The sequence below is a fragment of the Sandaracinobacteroides hominis genome (assembly GCF_016464365.1).
GTDB classification, from domain to species: Bacteria; Pseudomonadota; Alphaproteobacteria; order Sphingomonadales; family Sphingomonadaceae; genus Sandaracinobacteroides; species Sandaracinobacteroides hominis.
Genome location: NZ_JADCUC010000002.1, coordinates 212,356 through 235,000 on the forward strand (window position 1 = coordinate 212,356; position 22,645 = coordinate 235,000).

Consider the following 22,645-nt stretch of genomic DNA (forward strand, 5'->3'; position numbering starts at 1 on the left):
ACGCGGCTTTGCCGCGTTCTTCTTCTGGCTTGCCGGTGCAAGCGGAGAGGGCGGGCTGTGCCCGGCCCCCGCGTCCGTTTTGCTTGCGGCCATCGGTCGTGCGGTTTAAGCCCCCCGCCCATGATACCCCGTTATTCCCGCCCCGAGATGGTGGCCATCTGGTCGCCCGAAACCCGCTTTTCGATCTGGTTCGAGATCGAGGCGCATGCGACCGAAGCGCTGGCGAAGCTGGGGGTGGTGCCGCAATCCGCGGCCGATGCGCTGTGGAAGTGGTGGGCGACGAAGCCGGCCATCGATGTGGCGGCGATCGACGCCATCGAGGCGGTGACGAAGCATGACGTGATCGCGTTTTTGACCTGGGTGGCGGAGCAGGTGGGGGATGAGGCCCGCTTCATGCACCAGGGGATGACGTCTTCGGATGTGCTGGACACCTGCCTGTCGGTGCAGCTGGTGCGGGCGACGGACATCCTGCTTGCCGACATGGATGCGTTGCTGGCGGTGATCCGCCGGCGGGCGTTCGAGCACAAGATGACGCCGACGATCGGGCGGAGCCACGGCATTCATGCGGAGCCGGTGACCTTTGGGTTCAAGCTGGCGCAGGCCTATGCCGAGTTCGACCGCTGCAAGGCGCGGCTGGTGGCGGCGCGGGCGGAGATTGCGACCTGCGCGATTTCGGGGGCGGTGGGGACGTTTGCGAATATCTCGCCCCAGGTTGAGGCGCATGTGGCGGAAAAGCTGGGGCTGGCGATCGAGCCGATATCCACGCAGGTGATCCCGCGCGACCGGCATGCGATGTATTTCGCGACGCTGGGGGTGATTGCCAGCAGTATCGAGCGGCTGGCGATCGAGGTGCGGCACCTGCAGCGGACCGAAGTGCTGGAGGCGGAGGAGTATTTCGCGCCGGGGCAGAAGGGCAGCTCGGCGATGCCGCACAAGCGCAATCCGGTGCTGACGGAGAATCTGACCGGGCTGGCGCGGCTGGTGCGGTCTGCGGTGACGCCGGCGCTGGAGAATGTGGCGCTGTGGCACGAGCGGGATATCTCGCACTCGTCGGTGGAGCGCGGGATTGCGCCGGACGCGACGATCACGCTGGACTTTGCGCTGGCGCGGCTGGCCGGGGTTGTCGACAAGCTGCTGGTCTATCCCGAGCGGATGCAGCGCAATCTGGACCGGATGGGCGGGCTGGTGCATTCGCAGCGCGTACTTCTGGCACTGACGCAGGCGGGGGGTTCGCGGGAGGCATCCTATCTGATCGTGCAGCGCAATGCGATGAAGGTCTGGGAATCGGATGGTGCACTGCAGCTAAGGGATCTGCTGGGGGCGGACCCGGATGTGACAAAGTGCCTAAGTGACTCTGAACTCGACTCTCTCTTTGGGCTTGATCATCATTTTGGCAGTATCGATGCCATATTCGAGAGGGTGTTCGGTTCGGCGAACTGAGCTTGTTTGCTGCACTGCATCGAAAATGGCGAGGTGTGTAAACTTTGCTTACATTTTCGGGTCCAGCTGTTTTGTAAGCTGTTGATTCAAGGGCATTAGAAGTTTGGCACGATGCTTGCATCCCTTGTTGGTGGATTTAGTTTCCAACAGAGGAGCAACCGAATGAACTTCAAGTTTGCGCTTCCGGCACTGGCCCTTGCGGCTGCTGCTGGCTTTACCGCCCCGGCCAACGCCGTGGTCCCGGTTTATTCGCCGATCAAGACGCCGAACACCGCGAGCTACAGCTTCACGGCTGCTAGCGACGGTGAAGTCGGCTTCTACTGGCTGGGCGGCATCACCGTTTCCTATGGTGCCCAGTTCTCGTACAGCGTGAACGGTAGCGCCTTCACGCCCGTGATGTACAACTTCACGACGGCGCCGGGCGCCTATTTTGATCTCGGCGACTTTACCGCCGGCGATGAATTCGTGTTCAAGCTGACGCTGACCAAGCCTGCTGTCGTTGCCGGCAACGAGATTTTCTCGGATCCGGCGCTCAACGGTGGCGGCCTGCAGGAAGTTTACTCGGCCAGCTATGGTGGTGGTGACTTCGGCGTTCCGCTGGGCGACTATACCTATCTCGCTTTCGAGGACATCATGGGCTACCACGATGGAAACCGGAAGAGCGACTTCGACTATAATGACGACCAGTACGCCTTCGTGAACCTCTCCAGCGGTGTCGTGCCTGAGCCCGCCACCTGGGCGATGCTCATCGCTGGCTTCGGCATGGTTGGCTTCTCGCTGCGTCGCCGCAAGACCACGCTGTCGGTCGTTTCGGCCTGATTGCAGCGCTGAACTGAGAATAGGGGCGGGGCCGGAAACGGCCCCGCCCTTTTTCGTTGTCCGTCCCTCGCGGCGCCGGCTTGTGCGGAACGGTGCGCGAACTTGACTTTTGGCGGGTGGCGCGGCATAGGCCCGCCCGCACTGCACCCGAAACCTGTTTTCGCGTGTCCAAGGATGCACGCCGGTCAGCGAAGGTTCGCCCACCGGCGCGTTTTGCGTTGTGCCCATGCGATTGGGCCGGCGGGGACATGGCGAGGCGGGGGCCTTCGTAACCGGAGACCTTCCTAACCGGAGACGGGGCAAATGGAGACGATGACGCCGTGACCTTGAAGGTGAAAGCCTGATGTTCGAGAGCCTGTCCGAGCGCCTTTCCAGCGTGTTCGACAAGCTGCGCGGTCGCGGCGCGCTGAACGAGCTGGAAGTGCGCGCCGCCATGCGCGAGGTGCGCATTGCCCTGCTGGAAGCCGATGTCGCGCTGCCGGTGGTGAAGGACTTTGTCGACCGGGCGACCGAGCGCGCCGTCGGCGCCGAAGTGCTGAAATCGGTGACGCCCGGGCAGCAGGTCGTGAAGATCGTCAACGACTGCCTGGTGGAAACGCTGGGCGGCGAGAATGCCGAGCTGGAGCTGGGGGTGACCCCGCCTGCCGTCGTCATGATGGTGGGTCTGCAGGGCTCGGGCAAGACGACGACGACGGCGAAGCTGGCGAAGCTGCTGAAGGAAAAGCGCGGAAAGAAGGTGATGATGGCGTCGCTGGACGTCAATCGCCCGGCTGCGCAGGAACAGCTGAAGGTGCTGGGCGAGCAGGTTGGCGTGGCGACGCTGCCGATCATCGCCGGGCAACAGCCGGTGGATATCGCCAACCGGGCGCTGCAGGCGGCGAAGCTGCAGGGCTTTGACGTGCTGATGCTGGACACCGCCGGCCGGCTGCATGTCGACCAGGCGCTGATGGCGGAGATGAAGGCGGTGTCGCAGGCATCGATGCCGGCGGAGACGCTGCTGGTGGTCGATGCGCTGACCGGGCAGGATGCCGTGAACGTCGCCGAGAATTTCGGCCGCGAAGTGCCGCTTTCCGGTGTGGTGCTGACGCGGATGGACGGCGATGCCCGTGGCGGCGCGGCGTTGTCGATGCGCTTCATCACGGGGAAGCCGATCAAGTTTGTCGGCACCGGCGAGAAGATCGACGCGCTGGAGGCCTTCCATCCGGAGCGTGCGGCCGGCCGTATCCTGGGCATGGGCGACGTCGTTTCGCTGGTGGAGCGCGCCGCCGAGACGATCGATGTGGCCGAAGCCGAGGCGATGGCGGCGAAGCTTGCCAAGGGCAAGTTCGATATGACCGACCTGCTCGCGCAGTTCCGCCAGATGAAGAAGATGGGCGGGCTGGGTGCGCTGGCGAAGATGCTGCCGGGCATGGCCAAGGCCGAGCAGGCGATGGCTGCGGGCAAGGTCAACGACAAGTCTGTTGCGCGGCTGGAAGCGATCATCCTGTCGATGACGCCAAAGGAGCGGGCGAAGCCGGAGATCCTGAATGCGCGGCGGAAGATCCGCATCGCCAAGGGGTCGGGCGTGACGGTGCAGGAGGTGAACAAGCTCCTGAAGATGCACGCCGACATGGAAACCGCGATGAAGCGGCTGAAGAAGATGGGCGGATTGGGTGCGCTGGCCGGCATGTTTGGCGGCGGCGGGATGCCCGGAATGCCCGGCGGTGCCGGCGAGATGCCGGCGCTGCCGCCGGGCATGATGCCGAAGCTGCCCGGTGGTTTCAAATTCAAGCGATGAGGCCGCATGGCTTCGAGCAGAAATACAAGTTTAAACAGAGACTTAGATAGCAAGGAAGAAGATCATGGCAATTTCCATTCGACTGACGCGCGGTGGCGCGAAGAAGCGTCCGGTTTATCGTATCGTCGTGGCCGACAGCCGCGCCCCGCGCGATGGCCGCTTCATCGAGAAGATCGGCACCTATAACCCGCTGCTGCCGAAGGATTCGGCCGAGCGCGTGACGCTGGACACCGAGCGCGCTTCGCACTGGCTGTCGGTTGGCGCCCAGCCTTCGGACCGCGTGGCCCGTTTCCTGGATGCCGCCGGCCTGCGCACCCGAGCCGCCAGGAGCAACCCTTCGAAGGGCGAACCCGGCGAAAAGGCCAAGGAACGTGCCGAAGTGAAGGCGCAGAAGGCGGCCGACGCTGCGGAAGCGGCCGCTGAAGCTGCTGCTGCCCCGGCGGTGGAAGAAGTGGCCGCCGAAGAGCCTGCGGTTGAAGTGGCGGCTGAAGCGCCTGCTGAAGAAGCTGCCGCCGAGCAGGCTGAAGGCTGATTTCGGTGGGCGCCGGGCGGCCAGTCGTTCTGGCGGCTGTCGCCGGCGCCCGTCCGGTGGTTCTGGCCGCCGTGGCCGGCGCCCACGGTATCACGGGCGAGGTGCGGTTGAAGTTGTTCACCGCCTCGCCCGATGGCGTGAAAGCGCACAGGCAGTTCGATGCGGGTGGGCGGATGCTGACCCTGAAGGCCTTGCGGCCCGGGCCGCAGGGTGCTGTTGCGCGCTTTGCCGAGATCGGCGACCGGACGGCGGCGGAAGCCCTGCGCGGGACGCTGCTGACGGTGCCACGCGAAAGCCTGCCGGCCTTGCCGGAGGGCGAATATTATTGGCACGACCTGGTCGGACTGCCCGTGTTCACCTCGGATGGGGTGGAGGTGGGACAGGTGATTGGCGTCGAGAATTATGGCGCCTCGGATGTGCTGGATATTTTGAAGGCTGCCGGCGGAAGCGTGCTGGTGCCTTTGATACCCGCGGCTGTGCCTGAGGTGGGCGAGCGGGTTGTTGTTGCGGCGGAGTGGCTGGTTTAGTATATACAGGTCGTATATACGGAGATGGGCCATGGGTGTGCCGCGCAGCACGAAGGTTTTCAAATCGGGGAACAGCAAGGCTGTGCGGCTGCCGGCGGACTATCCGCTGGAGCTGGGGCAGGAAGTGATCGTGCGCGAGGAACAGGGGCGGTATGTGATCGAGCCTGTAAGATCGGCGCGCGCGCGGGCGCTGGATGACCTCTATGGTTCGGTGCCGGGGCTGAAGCCCATTCCACCCGAGGACCGCGAGTTTGAGGAGCGTAAGCTGGACTGGCACCTGCTGGGGATAAAGCTTGATTGAAGCTCGGCGATTTCTGCTCGACTCCAATATCTGCATTGCGTTTCTCGGCGGCGGCCGAGAGGGTCTGCGGAAGCGGATGCGAGAGCATGAGAGGCAGCTTGTGACCTCCAGTATCTGTTTTGGGGAAGTCATGCTGGGATTCCGGCGATCGGGCAGCGACGAGGGCGTGGCGCGCGAGCTGTTCGGCTTTGTGAAAGTGCTGCCTTACGACGAGGCGGCCGCCGAACAATATGCTGGCCTGCCGTTTAGGCGCGGACGGCTGGATCGTCTGATCGCCGCGCAATGCCTGAGCCTTGGCGCGGTTCTGGTGACCAACAATGTTCCGGACTTCGCCGATGTGCCCGGCCTTTCCATCGAGAATTGGCTGGCATGAGCTGGCGGGCGCAGGTCGTGACGCTTTACCCGGAGATGTTTCCGGGGCCTCTGGGCGTGTCGCTGGCGGGGCGGGCGATGGCGGAGGGGGCCTGGCGGCTGGACGCGTTGCAGCTGAGGGATTTTGCCGAGGGGCGGCATCGGAACGTGGATGACACGCCCTCTGGCGGTGGGCCGGGGATGGTGCTGCGGGTGGATGTGCTGGCGCGGGCTGTGGATGCCGCGCGTGCGGCCAGCCCCGAGGCGCCGGTGCTGGCGTTGACGCCGCGCGGGCCCCGGCTGACGCAGGAACGGGTGCGGCAGCTGGCGGCGGGACCGGGCGTTACCTTGCTGTGCGGGCGATTCGAGGGATTCGACGAGCGCATCTTCCTGGGGCGGAATGTGGAACCCGTTGCTTTGGGGGACTTTATTCTTTCCGGCGGAGAAGTTGCGGCGCTGGCGCTGCTGGATGCTTGTGTTCGGCTGCTTCCTGGCGTAATGGGCGCCGCTTCTAGCGGAGACGAAGAGAGCTTTGAAAAGGGCCTTCTGGAATATCCGCACTATACCCGACCCGCCGTGTGGGAGGGGCATGGAATACCCGAGGTTCTGACTTCTGGTGATCATGGGAAGATCGAGGCCTGGCGCAAGCAGAGGTCACACGAGGACACGAGGCTATGGCGGCCTGACCTGCTGGAGGAATAATTCCCGAAGCATCCGCCCTCTGGCGACCCAACCAGCCCCCTAGAGGGCAGATTCCCGTGGGCCACAGGGTTCGCGGGGGGATATGGAGACAAGAATGAACCTGCTTCAGACCATCGAAGCCGAGAATATTGCCAAGCTGAAGGCCGCTCGTGCTGTTCCCGATTTCCGCCCCGGCGATACGCTTCGTGTCGGCGTGAAGGTGAAGGAAGGCGAGCGCACCCGCGTGCAGCAGTTCGAAGGCGTGTGCATTGCGCGCGCGAACAAGGGCATGGGCTCCAGCTTCACGGTTCGCAAGATCAGCTTTGGCGAAGGGGTGGAGCGGAACTTCCCGCTCTACTCGCCGATCATCGAGACGATCGAAGTCGTCCGTCGCGGCGCCGTGCGTCGTGCCAAGCTGTATTATCTGCGTGGCCGCTCCGGCAAGTCTGCCCGTATCGCCGAGCGCCGCGATGCGCGCCCGGTTGCCGAAAAGACCGAAGCTTAGGATTCCCGATGGCCGGCGTGTTTCCCGCGCCGGCTTCCGGACAGATCGATGCCGGTGTGCACCGGCTTGCGGTCCGTGTCTATTTCGAGGACACGGACCTTTCCGGCATTGTCTATCACGCCAACTATCTGCGCTTCATGGAGCGGGGGCGAAGCGATCTGCTGCGGGTGTTGGGGATTGCCCAACGGGCGGCGTTCGAGGCTGGCGAGGGCGTCTATGCCGTTGCCGATCTGCAGATCCGCTATGTGCGGCCGGCGCGGCTGGAGGATGATCTGGTGGTGGAAACGCGTTGCCTTTCGATTGGTGGGGCGAGCGTGACGATGGACCAGCGTATCCTGCGTGGGGGTGAGCTGCTGATCGAGGCGACGGTGCGGGCCGGGTTCCTGACGCCTGAGGGGCGTCCGCGTCGGCAGCCTGCCGATTGGGTGGAAAAGTTCCGCTCCATGCTGCCGCATACACAGGCTCGATGAGCTTTGCGCATTGAGTTTGGCCTTTCGGCCGGCGCGCGGACTCTTGAGCCGGGCCGTTCACATGCCGTAAAGCCGTTGAACGACATTTCGGAGATGTAACCCGATTTGGCCCGCCCCCAGCCGGAGTGACGCGTTGAACGAAGTGATGTTGAAGACCGCGGAGACGATGTCTCCCTGGGCGCTGTTCCTGCAGGCCGATATTGTCGTGAAGGCGGTGATGATCGGGCTGCTGCTGGCGAGCGTATGGAGCTGGGCGATCATTTTCGAGCGGACGCGGCGGCTGAAGCAGATCGACCGCGAGGCGGCGGCCTTTGAAGAGAAGTTCTGGAAGGCGAAGACGCTGGACGAGCTGGACGCGGTGAAGGGCCAGCATCCGACCGCCGACCTGTTTCGCGCCGGGATGGACGAATGGCAGGCCTCGGTTGAGGGACGTGCGAACGTCGACCGCGAGGGCGTGCGGGCGCGCCTTGGCAATGTGATGGCGGCCTCCATCGACCGCAGCGTTTCCGACCTGTCCGACCGGCTGAACGTGCTGGCGACGATTGGCTCCGTGGCGCCCTTCGTGGGGCTGTTCGGGACGGTGTGGGGGATCATGCGGGCGTTCATCGCCATCGGCGTCACGCAGAATACCTCGCTGGCAGTGGTGGCGCCCGGCATTGCCGAGGCGCTGTTTGCAACCGCCATCGGCCTCTTTGCCGCCATTCCCGCCGTGATCGGCTATAACCGGCTGCTGCACCGGATCACCCGGCTGGAAGATCGGCTGCAGGGCTTTTCCTCGGCTTTTCATGCCCTGATGTCGCGCGAGTTGGATGGCGTGAGCTGATGGCCATGGGTGTAGGCCAGAGCCGGAAAAGCCGGCGGCGGCAGCCGATGGCCGAGATCAATGTCACGCCGATGGTGGACGTGATGCTGGTGCTGCTGATCATCTTCATGGTGGCGGCGCCGCTTCTGGTGACGGGCGTGGCGGTGGATCTGCCGAAGACGGCGGCGAAGGCGCTGCCGAGCGATACCGAGCCGCTTTCGGTGACCATTGACGGGCAGGGGCGGCGGTCGATCGGGGACGAGCGGCTTTCCGATGCGGCCTTTGCGACGCGGCTGGCGGCGCTGAAGCAAGCGCGGGGCGAGGATGTGCGGGTGGTGATCCGGGCTGACGCCGGCTTGCCTTATGGGCAGGTGGCGAGCCTGCTGGCGGATGTGACCGGGGCCGGCTTTTCCAGGGTGGCGTTGGTGAACAGTCCGCAGGCGCCGGAGCCGAAGGGGTGACGGAAGGGCGCGCGCTCTTGCTGGCGGCGGGTCTGCACCTGCTGTTGCTGCTGGGGCTCTCTTTGGGGCTGGCGAGCCATTTGTCGATGGTGGCGGAGCCGGATGTGACGCCGGTGGAGTTTGTGAACATCACCGATGTGGCGCAGGTGACGGAGCCGCCGAAGCCTTCGATGGACGCCGCGCCGCGCGAGGCCGGGCCGCCTGCGCCTTATGAGAGCGTGGCGGAAGCGCCGGTCTTGCCGACGCCGCCTGCCCCCGATGTGAAGGCGCCGGACGATACCGCGCCGCAGGATGCGATTGCCGAGCAGGCGGCGAAGGCGCCGAAGCCGAAGCTTGCGCCGCCGGCCAAGGCGAAGGAGAGCTTTGACCCCGGGGCGATGGCGAGCCTGATCGACAAGTCGAAGCCCGAGGCGCCGGTGAAGCCGAAGGACACGTCGCAGTTTGCGAAGACGATCGAGAAGGCGATTCCGAAGAACTCGAAGCTGTCGGCGATCCAGGCGGCGACGCTGGAGCAGGCGATCCGGGCGCAGATCGCGCCGTGCTGGAACCCGCCGATCGGCGGAGCCGACGTTTCCGGGATGACCGCCGTGCTCCGGATCCGGCTGAACCGCGACGGCAGCGTGGCGGGAGCACCGGAATTTGTCAGCCAGACCGGCGCGACGGCCGGGAACCAGGCCTATGCCCGGGCGTTTGTGGAGACGGCGAAGCGGGCGGTGCTTCGCTGTGCGCCGCTGCAATTGCCCGATGACCTCTTTCCATACTGGAAGGAGTTTGAACTGAACTTCGATCCGAGGCTGATGACATGATCCTGCGATTTCTTGCGCTGCTGCTGCTGGCTGCTCCTGCGATGCTGGCGGCGCCGGCTGCGGCCCAGCTCAGGATCGACATTACCAGCGGCACCGAGGCGCCGATGCCGATTGCCGTGCCGGTTTTCCCGACCGGGGCTTCGGCGCAGACGGCGGCCGGGAATACCGCCGAGCTGGGGCGGCAGGTGGCGGGGATCATTTCCGCCAATCTGGCCGGCTCCGGGCTGTTCAAGCCGATTTCGGCCTCCGCCTTTCCGGCTCCGGGCGTCGGAGAGGTGACGGCGCCGCAGTTCGCGGCATTCCGCACCGCTGCCGCGCAGGCGCTGGTGACGGGGTTCGTGACGGCAAACCCGGACGGGACGCTGACCATCGGCTGTTACCTCTATGACGTGTTCTCGGAAGAGGAGCTGATCCGGCAGGGCTTTACCGTGACGCCGGCGGGCTGGCGGCGGGCGGCGCATAAATGCTCCGACCTTGTCTATTCGCGGCTGACGGGGGAGAGCGGCTATTTCGACAGCCGCATCGTCTATGTGGCGGAAAGTGGCCCGCGCACGAAGCGGGTGAAGCGGCTGGCGGTGATGGACCAGGATGGGGCGAACCACCGCTTCCTGACGAGCGGGCAATCGCTGGTGCTGATGCCGCGCTTTTCGCCGGTGAACGAGACGCTGAGCTATATGAGCTTTGCCGGCGACCGGCCGCGGGTGATGATCTACAATATCTCGACCGGCGCGCAGCAGACGGTGGGCGAGTTCGACAGCATGAGCTTTGCCGGGCGCTTTTCGCCGGACGGGCGGACGCTGGTGTTCAGCGTGACGCGTGCCGGCAACAGCGACATCTATGCCTATGACGTGGGAACGCGGGCGACGCGGCGGCTGACGAACGGCAATTCGATCGATACCTCGCCCAGCTTTTCGCCGGATGGGCGCAAGATCGTGTTCGAGAGCGACCGGGGCGGTTCGCAGCAGCTGTATGTGATGAATGCCGATGGATCGGGTGCGCAGCGGATCAGCTTTGGCGACGGGCGGGCGGCAAGCCCGGTGTGGAGCCCGCGCGGCGACCTGATTGCCTTTACCCGGATGCAGGGCGGCAAGTTCCGTGTGGCGGTGATCAAGCCCGATGGCTCCGGCGAGCGGCTGCTGACGGATAGCTGGCAGGATGAGAACCCCAGCTGGGCGCCGAACGGGCGGGTGATCCTGTTCAGCCGCACCGAGCGCGGCGGCAAGTCCAGCCTGCGCTCGATCGACCTGACCGGGCGGAATGACCGACGGATACCGACACCCCTGGAAGCGAGCGACCCGGCGTGGGGTCCTTTGTTGAAATGACCCCGACAGTTTCCTGTGGTCGGCCTCTCGGCCGACGCGGGGCCGTTGTTGAAATGATTCCATTCGGGAGAAAGCATGCGTAAGGAGACAAGAATGAACAGCAAGGCCCTTCCCCTGATCCTGATCGCGGGGGCGCTGGCAGTGGCCGGCTGCACCAAGAACCGCGATGTGCTGCCGCCCGAGGCGTGGCAGCCGGCGCCGGCGCAGCCACCGGCGAACAATGCCATCGACCAGGCGGGCACGGTGCCGCCGGCCGAACCGGTCGGATCTACTGCCCTGCCGGGCAGCCAGGCGGCGCTGATCGAGGCCGCCGGTTCCGATACCGTGCTGTTTGCGCTGGACAGCTATGGGCTGGACGAGCCGGCGCGGCAGATCCTGGGCGCGCAGGCCGGCTGGCTGGCGCAGAACAGCAATGTGCGGGTGACGATCGAAGGCCATGCCGACGAGCGCGGGACGCGGGAATATAATCTGGCGCTGGGCGAGCGTCGCGCGAATGCGGCGAAGAATTTCCTTGCCGCGCAGGGTGTGGATGCTGACCGGATGTCGATCATCAGCTATGGCAAGGAGCGCCCGGCGGTTGATGGCTCGAACGAGGAAGCCTGGGCGAAGAACCGTCGCGCCGTGACGGTGGTGACCGGAGGACGTTAAGTGTCGCATCGACCCTGGCGGGACATTCACCGCCGCAAATCCCGGCAGATCATGGTCGGCAAGGTGCCGGTGGGCGGAGACGCGCCCATTGCGGTCCAGACCATGACCAACACGCCGACCGAGGATGCGGCGGCGACCATCGACCAGATCCGCCGGTGCGAGGAAGTGGGCGCGGACATGATCCGCGTGAGCTGCCCGACGGTGGAGGCGACGGCGGCGATGCCGCTGATCACGCGCGCCGCCAAGGTGCCGATCATTGCCGACATCCATTTCCACTATAAGCGGGCGCTGGAAGCGGCCGATGCGGGGGCTGCCTGCCTGCGGATCAATCCGGGCAACATCGGTTCGCCCGAGCGGGTGAAGGAAGTGGTGCGGGCGGCGAAGGCGAATGGCTGCTCGATCCGGATCGGGGTGAATGGCGGTTCGCTGGAAAAGCACCTTCTGGAGAAGTACGGCGAGCCTTGCCCCGAGGCTCTGGTGGAATCCGCGTTCGAGCATGCGAAGCTGCTGGAGGATGCCGACTTCCACGCGTTCAAGATTTCGGTGAAGGCCAGCGACGTGTTCATGGCGGTCGCTGCCTATAACGAGCTGGCGGCGCGGTCGGACTATCCGCTGCATCTGGGAATTACCGAGGCGGGCGGGTTGATCGGCGGGACGGTCAAATCCTCGATCGGGCTGGGCATGCTGTTGTGGGGCGGGGTGGGTGACACCATCCGCGTATCGCTGTCGGCCGAGCCGGAAGAGGAAGTGAAGGTTGGCTATCACATCCTGAAATCGCTGGGCATCCGGGCGCGGGGCGTGAAGATCGTTTCCTGCCCCAGCTGCGCGCGGCAGGGTTTCGATGTGATCCGCACCGTGGAAAAGCTGGAGAAGCGGCTGGCGCATATCACCACCGAACTGAGCCTGTCGGTGCTGGGCTGCGTGGTGAACGGGCCGGGAGAAGCGCGCGAGACCGACATCGGGCTGACCGGTGGCGGCAACGGCAAGCATATGGTCTATCTGTCGGGCGTGACCGACCACCATGTGGCGGACGAGGCCATCGTCGAGCATATCGTGAAGCTGGTGGAGGCGAAGGCCGACCAGATAGAACGGGCGAAGGCCGCCGATATCGAGGCGGCTAAGCTGGCTGCGGAGACTTTGCAGGCGGCCGAGTGAGCATTTCCATTCGGGCAGCCACGGCGGACGACGCCGGGCATGTGCTGGCGCTGGTGAAGGCGTTGGCCGAATATGAGAAGGAGCTGGACAAGGTGAAGATGACGGAGGCCGGCGCCCGCGAGGCGCTGGCGGCCGGGTATGTGCGCGCCTTGCTGGCCTTTGACGGTGAGCGGGCCGTGGCGATGGCGCTGTATTTCTTCAACTTTTCCAGCTGGACGGGGAAGCGCGGCTTGTTCCTGGAGGACCTGTTCGTGGCGCCGGAGGTGCGCGGGCAGGGGCTGGGGCTGACGCTGCTGAAGCGGCTGGCGGGGATGGCCGTGGCCGAGAATTGCGGCCGGATGGAATGGAATGTGCTGGACTGGAATGTGAGCGCCAAGGGATTCTATGAAATGCTGGGCGCGCGGCACGCCACGGGTTGGGAGACCTGGCGACTGGAGGGCGAGGCGCTGCAGACGTTGGGGAGCTGATCGCGCCGGAATGGCGGGAAACCGGGGAGAGGCATTCGATGTTCGAGCTTTATGGGCATCCTTTTTCGTCGTTCACCTGGAAGCCGCTGATTGCGCTTCATGAGCGGCGGGTGGAGTTTCGCTTTCGCAACGTGGACCCCGGGCATCCCGACAACTCGGCGCGGTTGGCGGAGATGGCGCCCATCGGCCAGTTCCCGGTGCTGGTGCATGGCGAGTGCGAGATCTGCGAAAGCAATGTGATCATCGAATATCTGGACCTCCATGCGCCGGGCGATCCGCCGATGGTGCCCCCTGACCCGACGGACGCGCTGGAGGCGCGGATGATGGCGGAGATCTTCGACGATTACGTCAACGAGGTGATGCAGAAGGTGGTGAACGATGCGCTGGCGCCGGAAGCCGAGCGCAGCGTGCGGGCGGTGGTGCAGGCCAAGGGGCAGCTGCTGCGCAGCTATGGCTGGCTGGAGAAGAAACTGGCCGGGCGCGAATGGGGCTCTGGCGGGGATTTCGGAATCGCGGATTGCGCGGCGGCGCCGGCGCTCTTCTATGCCGACTGGGTGGAGGCCATTCCCGATAGCTGCCCCGGCCTGCAGGCCTATCGGGCGCGGTTGCTGGCGCGGCCGTCGGTGGTGCATGTGGTGGATGAGGCACGGCCGTATCGGCGTTATTTTCCCTTGGGGGCACCTGATCGGGACTGAGGCGGCTTTTTTGCCTCCGGACGGCGGGGCTTGCCTTACTTGATTGGCGGAAGATCCACCGTCTGCTTTTCGGTTTCGATGAGAGCCATGGTCTTGCCGTCGCTCTTGCGGGAGAGGGTGGCGCGGTAGCGGAGGCGGTCGCCCTCTGTCTGTTCGGCGTGGAGGCGATAGACGAGGATTTCGTCGGGCATGGCGTTGGCGAAATAGCATATGTCGCGCAGCGTGGTGCTGCGGCGGGACAGCAGCTCGGGGCCGAAATGGCGGGCGGCGCAGATGTCGGCGATCATCGGATAGGCGGCGAAATAGAGCAGGCCGACGCCGTTGATGTCGTGCACCGGCTGCATTTCGTAGCTGGTTTCGAAGAGGGCGGGCGGCAGCTCCTCGGCGCGCAGCGCGCGGTAGCCGGCGGCGAATTCGGGGGCGGCCGTGAGGCTGGGGATTTCGCAGCCTTCGGGGATGACCGGCTGGCCCTTCATCAGCGAGGTGTTGGCGCCGGCCTCGCCGAACTTCGAGAAGCTGGTCATCAGGGAGGCGTGGGCCGTGGCGGTTTCGCCGCTGATTTCTATGTCGCCGAAGAACATGCCGGCGCCGAATCGGCTGGGGGCGAGATCGAGGAGCAGCTCCTGATTTTCGCGGAAGTCGGTGAGCGGGGCCTGCAGCTCCAGGCGGATGCGGGTGAAGGTGGCGTAGAGGCGGCTGCCTTCGCTGTCTGCGATTGCCGAGGAGGGCGTTTCGAGGCCCTTGCACAGCGTGTGCCAGTGCAGATCGCCCATTTCCTTGAACAGCCAGGATTCGGAGAGGCCGCGCATCGCCATCTGCGGCATGTTGATGACCTGTCGCCGGGCTTCGGAGGCGGGGCGGGTGCCGGCGGTGGTGACGGTTTCGCTGGGGGCTGCGGCTGTCTTGACGGATTTTTTGGGTTTCGCTGCTGGTGCGGCGGTGGTGGTGGAGCCTGCGAGGGACAGCAGATCTGCCGGGGATTGCAGGGCGCCCCATTCGCGGTCGCTGATCTGGCCGCCGATCAGCTGCTCGATGCCGATGCGCAGGGTGATGAGGCCGAAGCTGTCGATGGACAGGCGGTTGAAAGGCGTTTCCGGGTGCGCTTCATCGAAATCGGGGATTTCGGTTTTCAGCAGCGTGAGAAGTTCGGCCTTGCCGGCGCGGGCGAGCGGGGAGGCGCTTTCCGCCTTGTAGACATAGGGCGGCGGCAGATCGCGGCCCAGATGCGCGAAGAAGGGGGCGGCGGTTTCGCGGCTGGGTTGCAGCAGGAACAGGGGAGCGGCCTTGCCGGCGGCGGCGAGTTCCTCGCGGCTCAGCTCCCACCAGCGGCTGGCCTCTATCACGGCGATGGTGTCGGGATCGAAGCGGAAGCGGGCGAGCTTGCCGGGGGCTCCCGTGACGATGGCGTAGGGGGGGACGTCCCTGGTGACGACGGCGCCGGCGCCGACGATGGCGCCGCGGCCGATGTGGTTGCAGGAGGGGGTGATGATGGCGTTGTGGCCGATCCAGACGTCGTCCTCGATCACCGGGGCGATGAGGTGCAGCTGGTCCTTGCCGACGAGCCCGAACTGGCCGAGGTAGAAATAGGGGTGGGTGCTGAGCGCGCTGATCGGGTGATCGGCATCGAGCAGCCGCGACGAGCGGGCGATGGAGCAGTAGCGGCCGATGCGGCTGCCGGGCGGGATGCGCCAGCGATCGAAGGCGCCGATGGTGTAGAGGCCGACTTCGATATCATAATGCTGCTTGAAGTAGGCGCGGAGCTCCGGGCTTTCATATTCGCGCCGGCTGTGCAGGCGGACCATGGCGCGGTCGGTAAGATTGCGGACGAGGCCCATGCTTGCTCCCTGCGTTGACGCGGGGTTGATGCGGTGCGGGTGGGCAGGCTGTCAAGTTGTTGCAGTGCAGCATGGCGCGGCTTTGCGTGTGCGGCGTGCTGCTGCTAGGCGCGCACGCCATGAGCGATGTGAAGCAGCAGAAGCCGGCGAAGGCGCAACCCGTGCGGGGCATGCAGGATTTCCTGGGAGATCAGGCGGCGCGGTTCGAGCATGTGGTGGAGACGTTCCGCGATGTCGGGCGGCGCTTCGGCTTCAAGGGCGTGCAGGTGCCGGTGGTGGAGTTTACCAGCGTGTTTGCGCGGACGCTGGGCGAGACGACGGACGTGGTTTCGAAGGAAATGTACACGTTCGAGGATCGCAACGGCGAATCGCTGACGTTGCGGCCGGAGTTTACGGCGGGGATCTGCCGGGCCTATATCTCGGAAGGGTGGCAGCAGTTTGCGCCGCTGAAGCTGGTGACTGCGGGGCCGCTGTTTCGGTACGAGCGGCCGCAGAAGGGGCGTTATCGGCAGTTTCACCAGATTGATGCCGAGGTGATTGGGGCGGCTGAGCCTGCGGCCGATGTGGAATTGATCGCCTTTGCGGATTTGCTGCTGAAGGAGCTGGGTGTTGCCGGGGTGACCCTGCAGCTGAATACGCTGGGCGATGCGGAGACTCGCGGGAAGTGGCGCGAGGCGCTGGTGGCGCATTTTTCGGCGCACCGAGATGCGCTCAGCGAAGAGAGTTTGAAGCGGCTGGAGACGAATCCGCTGCGGATTCTGGATTCGAAGGAAGCGCAGGATCGGCCTCTGGTGGAGGCGGCGCCTTCGATCGACGGCTATATGAGTGCAGAGGCGGGCACGTTTTTCGAGAGTGTGCAGAGGGGGCTGCAGGCTAGCGGGGTGGCGTTTGAGCGGGCTGCGCGGCTGGTGCGCGGGTTTGATTATTACCGGCATACGGCTTTTGAGTTTGTGAGCGATGCCCTGGGTTCGCAGGCGACGGTGATTGGCGGCGGGCGCTATGACGGGCTGATCGAGAGCATGGGCGGGCCGAGCACGCCGGCGGTTGGCTGGGCTGGTGGGATCGAGCGGTTGATGATGCTGGCGCCATTTGAGGAGCCGCTCGAAGGCATGATCGCTGTTACGTCTGAGGATGGGCGCTCAGACGATTATTGTCACGAGTTGGTAGCTGCACTGCATTCGGTGGGTTTGCCGGCAGAGGCAGTCCTGGCGGGCTCTCCCAATAAGCGCTTCGAAAAGGCCAAAAAGAGACAACCGAAAATCATTCTAATGGTTAACGCACCGACGTTTGGAAGCAAATCGGTTGGCGTCGAACCAAAAAGAGGAACCGATTCTAGAGATGAAACACTCATCTTTGCCAATGATATCAAGAATGCCTTGGCGAACGGTCATGCGTTGGATTTTTCAGGCGACCAAAATGAAGACGGGCCAGGCAATCTCTCATTCTTTTCCAGGACATAGGCGCTGATGGTGCATCTGCCCGACCAAAGGCTGGCGCAGCTGATCCAACGGCATGAAGCGCTGGCCAGCGAGATGTCGAATCCGGCTTTGGAGCCTTCGCGTTTTGTTTCGCTGTCCAAGGATTATGCGGAGCTGACGCCTGCCGCGGATGCGGCGCGCGCGGTGGCGGCTATGCGCCGGGAGCTGGCGGAGCTGGAGGCCTTGGTTGGCGATGCGTCTGCCGATGCCGAGATGCGCGAGCTGGCGGCGGAGGAATTGCCGGAGCTGAAGGCCAGGTTGCCGGAGGCCGAGCGGGCCCTGGCGCTGAAGCTGCTGCCCAAGGATTCGGCGGATGCGAAGCCGGCAATTCTGGAAATCCGCGCCGGGACCGGGGGGGATGAGGCGGCCTTGTTCGCGGGCGATCTGGCGCGGATGTACCAGCGCTATGCCGAGCTTCGCGGCTGGCGGGTGGAGACGATCAGTGCTTCGCCGGCGGAGCTGGGCGGCTTCAAGGAAGTGGTGATGGGCGTGAACGGCGAAGGCGTGTTTGCGCGGATGAAGTTCGAGAGCGGCGTGCACCGCGTGCAGCGGGTTCCGGCGACCGAGGCGCAGGGGCGCATCCATACTTCGGCGGCGACGGTGGCGGTGCTGCCCGAGGCCGAGGAAGTGGATGTGGAGATCGCCGACAAGGATCTGCGCATCGATGTCTATCGGTCTTCGGGGCCGGGCGGGCAGAGCGTGAACACCACCGACAGCGCCGTGCGGATCACGCACCTGCCCAGCGGGCTGGTGGTGATCCAGCAGGATGAGAAGAGCCAGCACAAGAACAAGGCGAAGGCGCTGAAGGTGCTGCGCAGCCGGCTGTATGACATGGAGCGGGAGAAGCTGGCGAGCGCGCGGTCGGCGGACCGGAAGGCGATGGTGGGGTCGGGCGATCGGTCCGAGCGGATCCGCACCTATAATTTCCCGCAAGGGCGGGTGACGGATCATCGAATCAACCTGACGCTGCATCGGTTGCCGGAGATTCTGGAAGGCGGCGGGCTGGAGGAGCTGGTGACGGCTTTGATTGCCGAGGATGAAGCGGAGCGGTTGGCGGCGCTGGATGCCTGAGCCGGATGGCGACCAACATGCGTGATCGCCATGCGCTTTTGCGCGGGGCGGCGGAGACTTTGCCGGGCGACACGCCGCGGCTGGATGCGGAATTGCTGCTGGCGCATGTGCTGGGGGAAGAGCGGCTGGCTGTGCTGGCGAGCCGCGAGGCGGTGAGCGAAACCGATGCGGTGCGCTTCGAGCGGCTGCTGGCGCGGCGGCGGACGCATGAGCCGGTGGCGCACATCCTGGGAGAGCGGGAGTTCTGGTCCCTGCCGTTCCGGGTGAACCGGGATGTGCTGGTGCCGCGGCCCGACAGCGAGACGCTGGTTGCGGAGGCGCTGGCGCATTTTCGCGGGCGGCCGCCGGAGCGGGTGCTGGATCTGGGGACAGGATCCGGGGCCTTGCTGCTGGCGGTGCTGTCGGAATGGCCGGAGGCGCGGGGGCTGGGGATCGATCTCTCGGAGGCGGCGCTGGCTGTGGCGCGGGACAATGCCGCGCGGCTGGAGCTGGCGGATCGGGCGACGTTTCGGGCCGGCGACTGGGTAGAGGGGGTGGAGGGGCGGTTCGACCTCATCCTGTGCAATCCCCCCTATATAGAAGCGGGTGCCGAGCTGATGCCGGACGTGGCCTTGTTCGAGCCGGCTTCTGCCTTGTTTGGCGGGGTGGATGGGCTGGATCCCTATCGGCTGCTGTTTCCGCGCATGGCCGGGCTGCTGGCGCCTGGCGGGGTGGCGATCTTTGAATTCGGGGTCGGGCAGGAGGTGGCGCTGGGGGCGCTGGCGGCGGAGGCTGGGTTGGCATCGCGGTTGGCGAATGATCTCTCCGGGCGGCCGCGCGCAATTTTGTTGCGGGACGGGATGCATTGAGTCTGGCTCCAATTCTGCTTGGCAACCGGGAAATGCCCGTCTAGAGAAGTGGGGCAGCGCAGCCGGATTGAGCCGGCCGGCCTTGCCCCCATCCATCGCCGACCGGTTGAATGGCCGTTTGGTTCCCTGATTTGGGTTTACCTGAATTGGCGGTTTGGGGGGACAGGCAGGGCGGGATGGCGGGCCGTATGCTGCCGATGATCATGTGAAATCGGCGGCTTCGGGAATCCGGTGGGCTTTGAAGGTTCCGACTTTGGAATTCGGGCTACGTCCTGCGTGGGCGAGCCAGCGTGACAGGCGGAGTCTGCCTTCGGGGTTCTGGAAAGCGGGCAAGTTCGGGCGGTGGCAAAGGGTCGCCGGATGCCCGTCTGCAACCGGGTTGCAGGTTTAGAGGACTTAACGACGATATGCAGAACAGGCAGAGCGGTGGTCGACGGCGTCGCGGCGGTGGTGGCAACAACGGCGGCAATCCGCGCCCGATGGGGATGGCCTCTGGCGGACAGAGCGCGAACCGGCTGGACGTGAAGATGCGGGGCAATGCGCACCAGCTGCTGGAGAAGTACAAGCAGCTGGCGCGGGATGCCCACCAGGCCGGCGATCGGGTGGCGGCGGAATATTATCTGCAGCACTCGGACCATTATTTCCGCGTCTTGAACGATGCCCGCATCCGTCAGGAGGAAATGCGCGCGCGCCGCGGGGTGTTCGACCAGTTCGAGGATGACCAGCAGGGCGATGACGACGCCGGCATGGACGGTGGCGACGAGCAGCCGCGCGAGCAGGGCCGTGATGCCGGCCGGGACGGCAATCGCGATGGCAATCGGGACGGCAATCGGGACGGCAACCGCGATGGGAACCGGGACGGTGGCGAGCGGCGTCCGCGCTATGAGCAGCGGGACCGCCAGGATCGCGACCGCAATGACGGGGAGCGCGGTGATTCCGACCGGGGTGACCGGGGTGAACGGAGTGAGCGGCCGGAGCGTGGGGAGCGCGCCGATCCGGGCGAGCGTCCGCGCCGCTGGCAGGAGCGTAGGCCGGAGCGTGCCGAGCGGAGCCGGGATGCCGAGCAGGATGGCGGTCGCGTGATCGGCGAGACGATCGAGCTTCGGATGTCGGACGGCGAAGCGGCTCTGGTTGCTTTCGGCGGTGTTCCCGCACGCGAAGCGCCTGTTGAGCGCGACGTGGCGGCTGAACGGGAAGCGCCGGCGGAAGGGGCCGAGGAGGCGCCCAAGCCGCGGCGCCGTGGTCGTCCGCGCAAGACGGAGGCGGCGCCGGTGGAAGGGTGAGCCCTTAGTATCGGGCAATGGGTCGGGTTCGGCCCGCACCTCTTGTGGGGTGCACAAGGAGTCAGGGTGGAGTTCGGCCCCCGGAAGCGGTTTCGCTTCCGGGGGCCGATCCGTTTTATTCGGTTTCGTCGTCGGCGCCGCTGGCCGCCGAGAAGAAGACCAGGCCCATCAGCGCGGCGGTGAGCATCAGCGAGCCGATCACCGCGACGGCGATGGCGCCGATGAAGGGCAGCGGCATGGGCGTGTTGGTGTGGTGGAACCAGCCGAAGGCGAGCACGAGCACGACCAGGCTGGCTGCGAACATGAATTTCAGGAGCCGGACGAATCGGCGACGGGCGTCGGCGAATCGCGCCGCCCGATTCGGCTGTTGGGCATGCGACTTGTTCATGCTTTCCATTTGGACGGAATTGGGTGACATTCAAGCGACGAGAGAGAGCTGGGGGAGACTGGCGGATGGGAATCTCGAGCATATTGCGGACCAAGGGCAGCGAAGTTGCTTCGGTTGCGCCCGATTCGAGCGTCACGGACATTGTTGGAGAGCTGACGACCCGCCGAATCGGCGCGGTTCTGGTGATCGACTCGGATTCGGTGGTTGGCGTTGTTTCCGAACGCGATGTGATTCGTGGACTGGGCGGACACCAGGGCGAGGTGCTGAATCTGACGGCGCGCGACATCATGACGGCGCCGGTGATCACGATTTCGCCCCAGGATTCGATCGCCGACGCGATGGAATTGATGACGGATCGGCGGATTCGGCACCTTCCTGTGGTTGATTCGGGCGTTTTGGTGGGGCTGGTTTCGATCGGAGACCTGGTGAAGCGCCGGATCGAGGAAGCGGAGCAAGAGGCGCTCGCGCTGAAGGATTATATCGCGACGGGTTGAAACTTTCCGAAAATTGCGTAGAGTTGGCGGTCTGGCCCGAATTGGCCGCGTCGCTCCAAAAAAAGTGACGTTTCGATGAAAGGCCGGAAAAAACTTGTTGACGGGCAGGAGGGGCGTCGCCATAAGCCGCCTCACCAAGTCGCTACCGACTACGACGGCTCGCCGCTCTCCACCAGGAACTATCCTGGAGGACAGATGGCCGGCCGGTTTCGCCTTCGGGTGGAACGCTCCGCAAGGAGGTCTGGCAGGTAGGGGCGCTCCTTTACAAGCCGAGAGGTTTGGCCGGTGGTTAAAGACCGGCAGGAATTGGTGACGCTATTTCTCATTGTTGGTTTAGATGAAGGGACATGTGGACGGCGGTTCCACGTCCGGGGCTTCAAGGCTCGGTGTCGTGGTACTAAGTTCGTCTATATGTCTCAACGCATACGCTTGTGACAGGTTGTGATCTTTGGATCATGATCTGCAAATATAAGTCAGTAGACGTTGTGCAGAAGATGAGCTCCTTGAAACGGGCTTTCATTCGGAAATTCCATCCGGGTGATTGTTCGGAAATGAACTTGAGAGTTTGATCCTGGCTCAGAACGAACGCTGGCGGCATGCCTAACACATGCAAGTCGAACGAAGGCTTCGGCCTTAGTGGCGCACGGGTGCGTAACGCGTGGGAATCTGCCCTTGGGTTCGGAATAACAGTTAGAAATGACTGCTAATACCGGATAATGACGTAAGTCCAAAGATTTATCGCCCAGGGATGAGCCCGCGTAGGATTAGCTAGTTGGTGGGGTAAAGGCCTACCAAGGCTACGATCCTTAGCTGGTCTGAGAGGATGATCAGCCACACTGGGACTGAGACACGGCCCAGACTCCTACGGGAGGCAGCAGTGGGGAATATTGGACAATGGGCGAAAGCCTGATCCAGCAATGCCGCGTGAGTGAAGAAGGCCTTCGGGTTGTAAAGCTCTTTTACCCGGGAAGATAATGACTGTACCGGGAGAATAAGCCCCGGCTAACTCCGTGCCAGCAGCCGCGGTAATACGGAGGGGGCTAGCGTTGTTCGGAATTACTGGGCGTAAAGCGTACGTAGGCGGTCTTTTAAGTCAGAGGTGAAAGCCCGGGGCTCAACTCCGGAATTGCCTTTGAAACTGGAAGACTTGAACATGGGAGAGGTAAGTGGAATTCCGAGTGTAGAGGTGAAATTCGTAGATATTCGGAGGAACACCAGTGGCGAAGGCGGCTTACTGGACCATTGTTGACGCTGAGGTACGAAAGCGTGGGGAGCAAACAGGATTAGATACCCTGGTAGTCCACGCCGTAAACGATGACAACTAGCTGTCGGGGCACTTGGTGCTTCGGTGGCGCAGCTAACGCATTAAGTTGTCCGCCTGGGGAGTACGGCCGCAAGGTTAAAACTCAAAGGAATTGACGGGGGCCTGCACAAGCGGTGGAGCATGTGGTTTAATTCGAAGCAACGCGCAGAACCTTACCAGCGTTTG

The 22,645-nt window shown here is 64.5% G+C and carries 25 protein-coding genes and 1 rRNA gene (1 of these 26 cut by a window edge); 24 read left to right on the top strand and 2 right to left on the bottom strand.

The annotated features are described in order from the left end of the window. The first annotated feature begins 120 nt into the window (after positions 1–120). The 18 genes from purB to IM784_RS05665 all read left to right on the top strand — a co-directional run bounded on the left by purB (position 121) and on the right by IM784_RS05665 (position 13,759). The gene (gene purB, locus IM784_RS05580) at positions 121–1,440 is read left to right on the top strand and encodes an adenylosuccinate lyase (protein ID WP_199554321.1); all 1,320 of its coding nucleotides are present in this window, start codon (positions 121–123) and stop codon (positions 1,438–1,440) included. A gap of 162 nt (positions 1,441–1,602) precedes the next feature. Then, the gene (locus tag IM784_RS17085; protein WP_235976593.1) at positions 1,603–2,259 is read left to right on the top strand and encodes a PEPxxWA-CTERM sorting domain-containing protein; all 657 of its coding nucleotides are present in this window, start codon (positions 1,603–1,605) and stop codon (positions 2,257–2,259) included. 343 nt (positions 2,260–2,602) lie between these two features. Then, on the top strand, positions 2,603–4,036 hold the full coding sequence (ffh, locus tag IM784_RS05590; RefSeq protein ID WP_199554322.1) for a signal recognition particle protein: 1,434 nt from the start codon (positions 2,603–2,605) through the stop codon (positions 4,034–4,036). A 64-nt stretch (positions 4,037–4,100) separates the two neighbouring features. Continuing rightward, positions 4,101–4,568 carry a 30S ribosomal protein S16 gene (rpsP, locus tag IM784_RS05595; RefSeq protein WP_199554323.1) on the top strand — a complete coding sequence of 156 codons (468 nt, stop codon included), beginning with the start codon at positions 4,101–4,103 and terminating at the stop codon, positions 4,566–4,568. A 5-nt stretch (positions 4,569–4,573) separates the two neighbouring features. After that, positions 4,574–5,095 carry a ribosome maturation factor RimM gene (gene rimM / locus IM784_RS05600; RefSeq protein ID WP_328799459.1) on the top strand — a complete coding sequence of 174 codons (522 nt, stop codon included), beginning with the start codon at positions 4,574–4,576 and terminating at the stop codon, positions 5,093–5,095. Between the two features lie 31 nt (positions 5,096–5,126). Next, entirely contained in the window at positions 5,127–5,396 is a 270-nt protein-coding gene (locus IM784_RS05605; protein ID WP_199554324.1) for an AbrB/MazE/SpoVT family DNA-binding domain-containing protein, read from the top strand. After that, positions 5,389–5,769: a type II toxin-antitoxin system VapC family toxin gene (locus tag IM784_RS05610; protein WP_199554325.1), complete on the top strand. Its 381-nt coding sequence runs from the start codon at positions 5,389–5,391 to the stop codon at positions 5,767–5,769. The genes IM784_RS05605 and IM784_RS05610 overlap by 8 nt, the downstream gene beginning before the upstream one ends. Beyond that, on the top strand, positions 5,766–6,449 hold the full coding sequence (trmD, locus tag IM784_RS05615) for a tRNA (guanosine(37)-N1)-methyltransferase TrmD (protein ID WP_199554326.1): 684 nt from the start codon (positions 5,766–5,768) through the stop codon (positions 6,447–6,449). Before IM784_RS05610 ends, trmD begins: the two co-directional genes overlap by 4 nt. Before the next feature lie 94 nt (positions 6,450–6,543). Then, complete coding sequence (gene rplS, locus IM784_RS05620; RefSeq protein ID WP_199554327.1) at positions 6,544–6,933, top strand: 50S ribosomal protein L19; 390 nt, start codon at positions 6,544–6,546, stop codon at positions 6,931–6,933. Between the two features lie 8 nt (positions 6,934–6,941). Next, positions 6,942–7,403, top strand: coding sequence for a YbgC/FadM family acyl-CoA thioesterase (locus IM784_RS05625; RefSeq protein ID WP_199554328.1), 462 nt, complete (start codon positions 6,942–6,944; stop codon positions 7,401–7,403). Positions 7,404–7,548: 145 nt separating this feature from the next. Continuing rightward, positions 7,549–8,226: a protein TolQ gene (tolQ, locus tag IM784_RS05630; RefSeq protein WP_235976639.1), complete on the top strand. Its 678-nt coding sequence runs from the start codon at positions 7,549–7,551 to the stop codon at positions 8,224–8,226. Beyond that, positions 8,226–8,666: an ExbD/TolR family protein gene (locus IM784_RS05635; protein ID WP_199554329.1), complete on the top strand. Its 441-nt coding sequence runs from the start codon at positions 8,226–8,228 to the stop codon at positions 8,664–8,666. Before tolQ ends, IM784_RS05635 begins: the two co-directional genes overlap by 1 nt. Next, complete coding sequence (locus IM784_RS05640) at positions 8,663–9,472, top strand: TonB C-terminal domain-containing protein (RefSeq protein WP_199554330.1); 810 nt, start codon at positions 8,663–8,665, stop codon at positions 9,470–9,472. Before IM784_RS05635 ends, IM784_RS05640 begins: the two co-directional genes overlap by 4 nt. Continuing rightward, positions 9,469–10,794, top strand: a complete 1,326-nt coding sequence (gene tolB / locus IM784_RS05645; RefSeq protein WP_199554331.1) for a Tol-Pal system beta propeller repeat protein TolB — start codon at positions 9,469–9,471, stop codon at positions 10,792–10,794. Before IM784_RS05640 ends, tolB begins: the two co-directional genes overlap by 4 nt. A 93-nt stretch (positions 10,795–10,887) precedes the next feature. Next, positions 10,888–11,442 carry a peptidoglycan-associated lipoprotein Pal gene (pal, locus tag IM784_RS05650; RefSeq protein WP_199554332.1) on the top strand — a complete coding sequence of 185 codons (555 nt, stop codon included), beginning with the start codon at positions 10,888–10,890 and terminating at the stop codon, positions 11,440–11,442. After that, positions 11,443–12,597, top strand: coding sequence for a flavodoxin-dependent (E)-4-hydroxy-3-methylbut-2-enyl-diphosphate synthase (gene ispG / locus IM784_RS05655; RefSeq protein WP_199554333.1), 1,155 nt, complete (start codon positions 11,443–11,445; stop codon positions 12,595–12,597). After that, on the top strand, positions 12,594–13,064 hold the full coding sequence (locus tag IM784_RS05660; RefSeq protein ID WP_199554334.1) for a GNAT family N-acetyltransferase: 471 nt from the start codon (positions 12,594–12,596) through the stop codon (positions 13,062–13,064). The genes ispG and IM784_RS05660 overlap by 4 nt, the downstream gene beginning before the upstream one ends. A gap of 38 nt (positions 13,065–13,102) precedes the next feature. Next, entirely contained in the window at positions 13,103–13,759 is a 657-nt protein-coding gene (locus IM784_RS05665) for a glutathione S-transferase family protein (protein ID WP_199554335.1), read from the top strand. Between the two features lie 35 nt (positions 13,760–13,794). On the opposite strand, the gene IM784_RS17400 is transcribed toward IM784_RS05665, so the two are convergent. Then, positions 13,795–15,594 (bottom strand): LnmK family bifunctional acyltransferase/decarboxylase, encoded by a 1,800-nt coding sequence (locus IM784_RS17400; RefSeq protein ID WP_199554336.1) that lies wholly within the window; start codon positions 15,592–15,594, stop codon positions 13,795–13,797. A gap of 119 nt (positions 15,595–15,713) precedes the next feature. Here IM784_RS17400 and hisS point away from each other — a divergent pair, with 119 nt between their 5' ends. From hisS to IM784_RS05690, 4 genes are all read left to right on the top strand, one after another. Continuing rightward, positions 15,714–17,054: a histidine--tRNA ligase gene (gene hisS / locus IM784_RS05675; protein WP_199554633.1), complete on the top strand. Its 1,341-nt coding sequence runs from the start codon at positions 15,714–15,716 to the stop codon at positions 17,052–17,054. Between the two features lie 6 nt (positions 17,055–17,060). After that, positions 17,061–18,143 (top strand): peptide chain release factor 1, encoded by a 1,083-nt coding sequence (gene prfA / locus IM784_RS05680; protein WP_199554337.1) that lies wholly within the window; start codon positions 17,061–17,063, stop codon positions 18,141–18,143. Positions 18,144–18,160: 17 nt separating this feature from the next. Further along, entirely contained in the window at positions 18,161–18,991 is an 831-nt protein-coding gene (prmC, locus tag IM784_RS05685; RefSeq protein WP_235976594.1) for a peptide chain release factor N(5)-glutamine methyltransferase, read from the top strand. Positions 18,992–19,398: 407 nt separating this feature from the next. Next, the gene (locus tag IM784_RS05690) at positions 19,399–20,274 is read left to right on the top strand and encodes a DUF4167 domain-containing protein (protein ID WP_199554339.1); all 876 of its coding nucleotides are present in this window, start codon (positions 19,399–19,401) and stop codon (positions 20,272–20,274) included. Between the two features lie 115 nt (positions 20,275–20,389). Here IM784_RS05690 and IM784_RS05695 read toward each other — a convergent pair whose 3' ends face one another. Then, positions 20,390–20,662 carry a hypothetical protein gene (locus IM784_RS05695; protein ID WP_199554340.1) on the bottom strand — a complete coding sequence of 91 codons (273 nt, stop codon included), beginning with the start codon at positions 20,660–20,662 and terminating at the stop codon, positions 20,390–20,392. 65 nt (positions 20,663–20,727) lie between these two features. Here IM784_RS05695 and IM784_RS05700 point away from each other — a divergent pair, with 65 nt between their 5' ends. Continuing rightward, complete coding sequence (locus tag IM784_RS05700) at positions 20,728–21,156, top strand: CBS domain-containing protein (protein ID WP_199554341.1); 429 nt, start codon at positions 20,728–20,730, stop codon at positions 21,154–21,156. 553 nt (positions 21,157–21,709) lie between these two features. Further along, positions 21,710–22,645, top strand: a 16S ribosomal RNA gene (locus IM784_RS05705); it runs 549 nt beyond the window's last position.

Excerpts from the sequence above, each read along its gene's own strand:
- prmC (WP_235976594.1), top strand. The coding sequence starts at position 18,161 with ATGCGTGATCGCCATGCGCTTTTGCGCGGGGCGGCGGAGACTTTGCCG.
- IM784_RS05605 (WP_199554324.1), top strand. The coding sequence starts at position 5,127 with ATGGGTGTGCCGCGCAGCACGAAGGTTTTCAAATCGGGGAACAGCAAG.
- prfA (WP_199554337.1), top strand. The coding sequence starts at position 17,061 with ATGGTGCATCTGCCCGACCAAAGGCTGGCGCAGCTGATCCAACGGCAT.
- IM784_RS05665 (WP_199554335.1), top strand. The coding sequence starts at position 13,103 with ATGTTCGAGCTTTATGGGCATCCTTTTTCGTCGTTCACCTGGAAGCCG.
- purB (WP_199554321.1), top strand. The coding sequence starts at position 121 with ATGATACCCCGTTATTCCCGCCCCGAGATGGTGGCCATCTGGTCGCCC.
- IM784_RS17085 (WP_235976593.1), top strand. The coding sequence starts at position 1,603 with ATGAACTTCAAGTTTGCGCTTCCGGCACTGGCCCTTGCGGCTGCTGCT.
- ffh (WP_199554322.1), top strand. The coding sequence starts at position 2,603 with ATGTTCGAGAGCCTGTCCGAGCGCCTTTCCAGCGTGTTCGACAAGCTG.
- tolQ (WP_235976639.1), top strand. The coding sequence starts at position 7,549 with ATGTTGAAGACCGCGGAGACGATGTCTCCCTGGGCGCTGTTCCTGCAG.
- IM784_RS05695 (WP_199554340.1), bottom strand. The coding sequence starts at position 20,662 with ATGAACAAGTCGCATGCCCAACAGCCGAATCGGGCGGCGCGATTCGCC.
- pal (WP_199554332.1), top strand. The coding sequence starts at position 10,888 with ATGAACAGCAAGGCCCTTCCCCTGATCCTGATCGCGGGGGCGCTGGCA.
- IM784_RS17400 (WP_199554336.1), bottom strand. The coding sequence starts at position 15,594 with ATGGGCCTCGTCCGCAATCTTACCGACCGCGCCATGGTCCGCCTGCAC.
- IM784_RS05690 (WP_199554339.1), top strand. The coding sequence starts at position 19,399 with ATGCAGAACAGGCAGAGCGGTGGTCGACGGCGTCGCGGCGGTGGTGGC.
- hisS (WP_199554633.1), top strand. The coding sequence starts at position 15,714 with ATGAGCGATGTGAAGCAGCAGAAGCCGGCGAAGGCGCAACCCGTGCGG.
- IM784_RS05625 (WP_199554328.1), top strand. The coding sequence starts at position 6,942 with ATGGCCGGCGTGTTTCCCGCGCCGGCTTCCGGACAGATCGATGCCGGT.
- trmD (WP_199554326.1), top strand. The coding sequence starts at position 5,766 with ATGAGCTGGCGGGCGCAGGTCGTGACGCTTTACCCGGAGATGTTTCCG.
- IM784_RS05635 (WP_199554329.1), top strand. The coding sequence starts at position 8,226 with ATGGCCATGGGTGTAGGCCAGAGCCGGAAAAGCCGGCGGCGGCAGCCG.
- rplS (WP_199554327.1), top strand. The coding sequence starts at position 6,544 with ATGAACCTGCTTCAGACCATCGAAGCCGAGAATATTGCCAAGCTGAAG.
- rpsP (WP_199554323.1), top strand. The coding sequence starts at position 4,101 with ATGGCAATTTCCATTCGACTGACGCGCGGTGGCGCGAAGAAGCGTCCG.
- tolB (WP_199554331.1), top strand. The coding sequence starts at position 9,469 with ATGATCCTGCGATTTCTTGCGCTGCTGCTGCTGGCTGCTCCTGCGATG.
- IM784_RS05700 (WP_199554341.1), top strand. The coding sequence starts at position 20,728 with ATGGGAATCTCGAGCATATTGCGGACCAAGGGCAGCGAAGTTGCTTCG.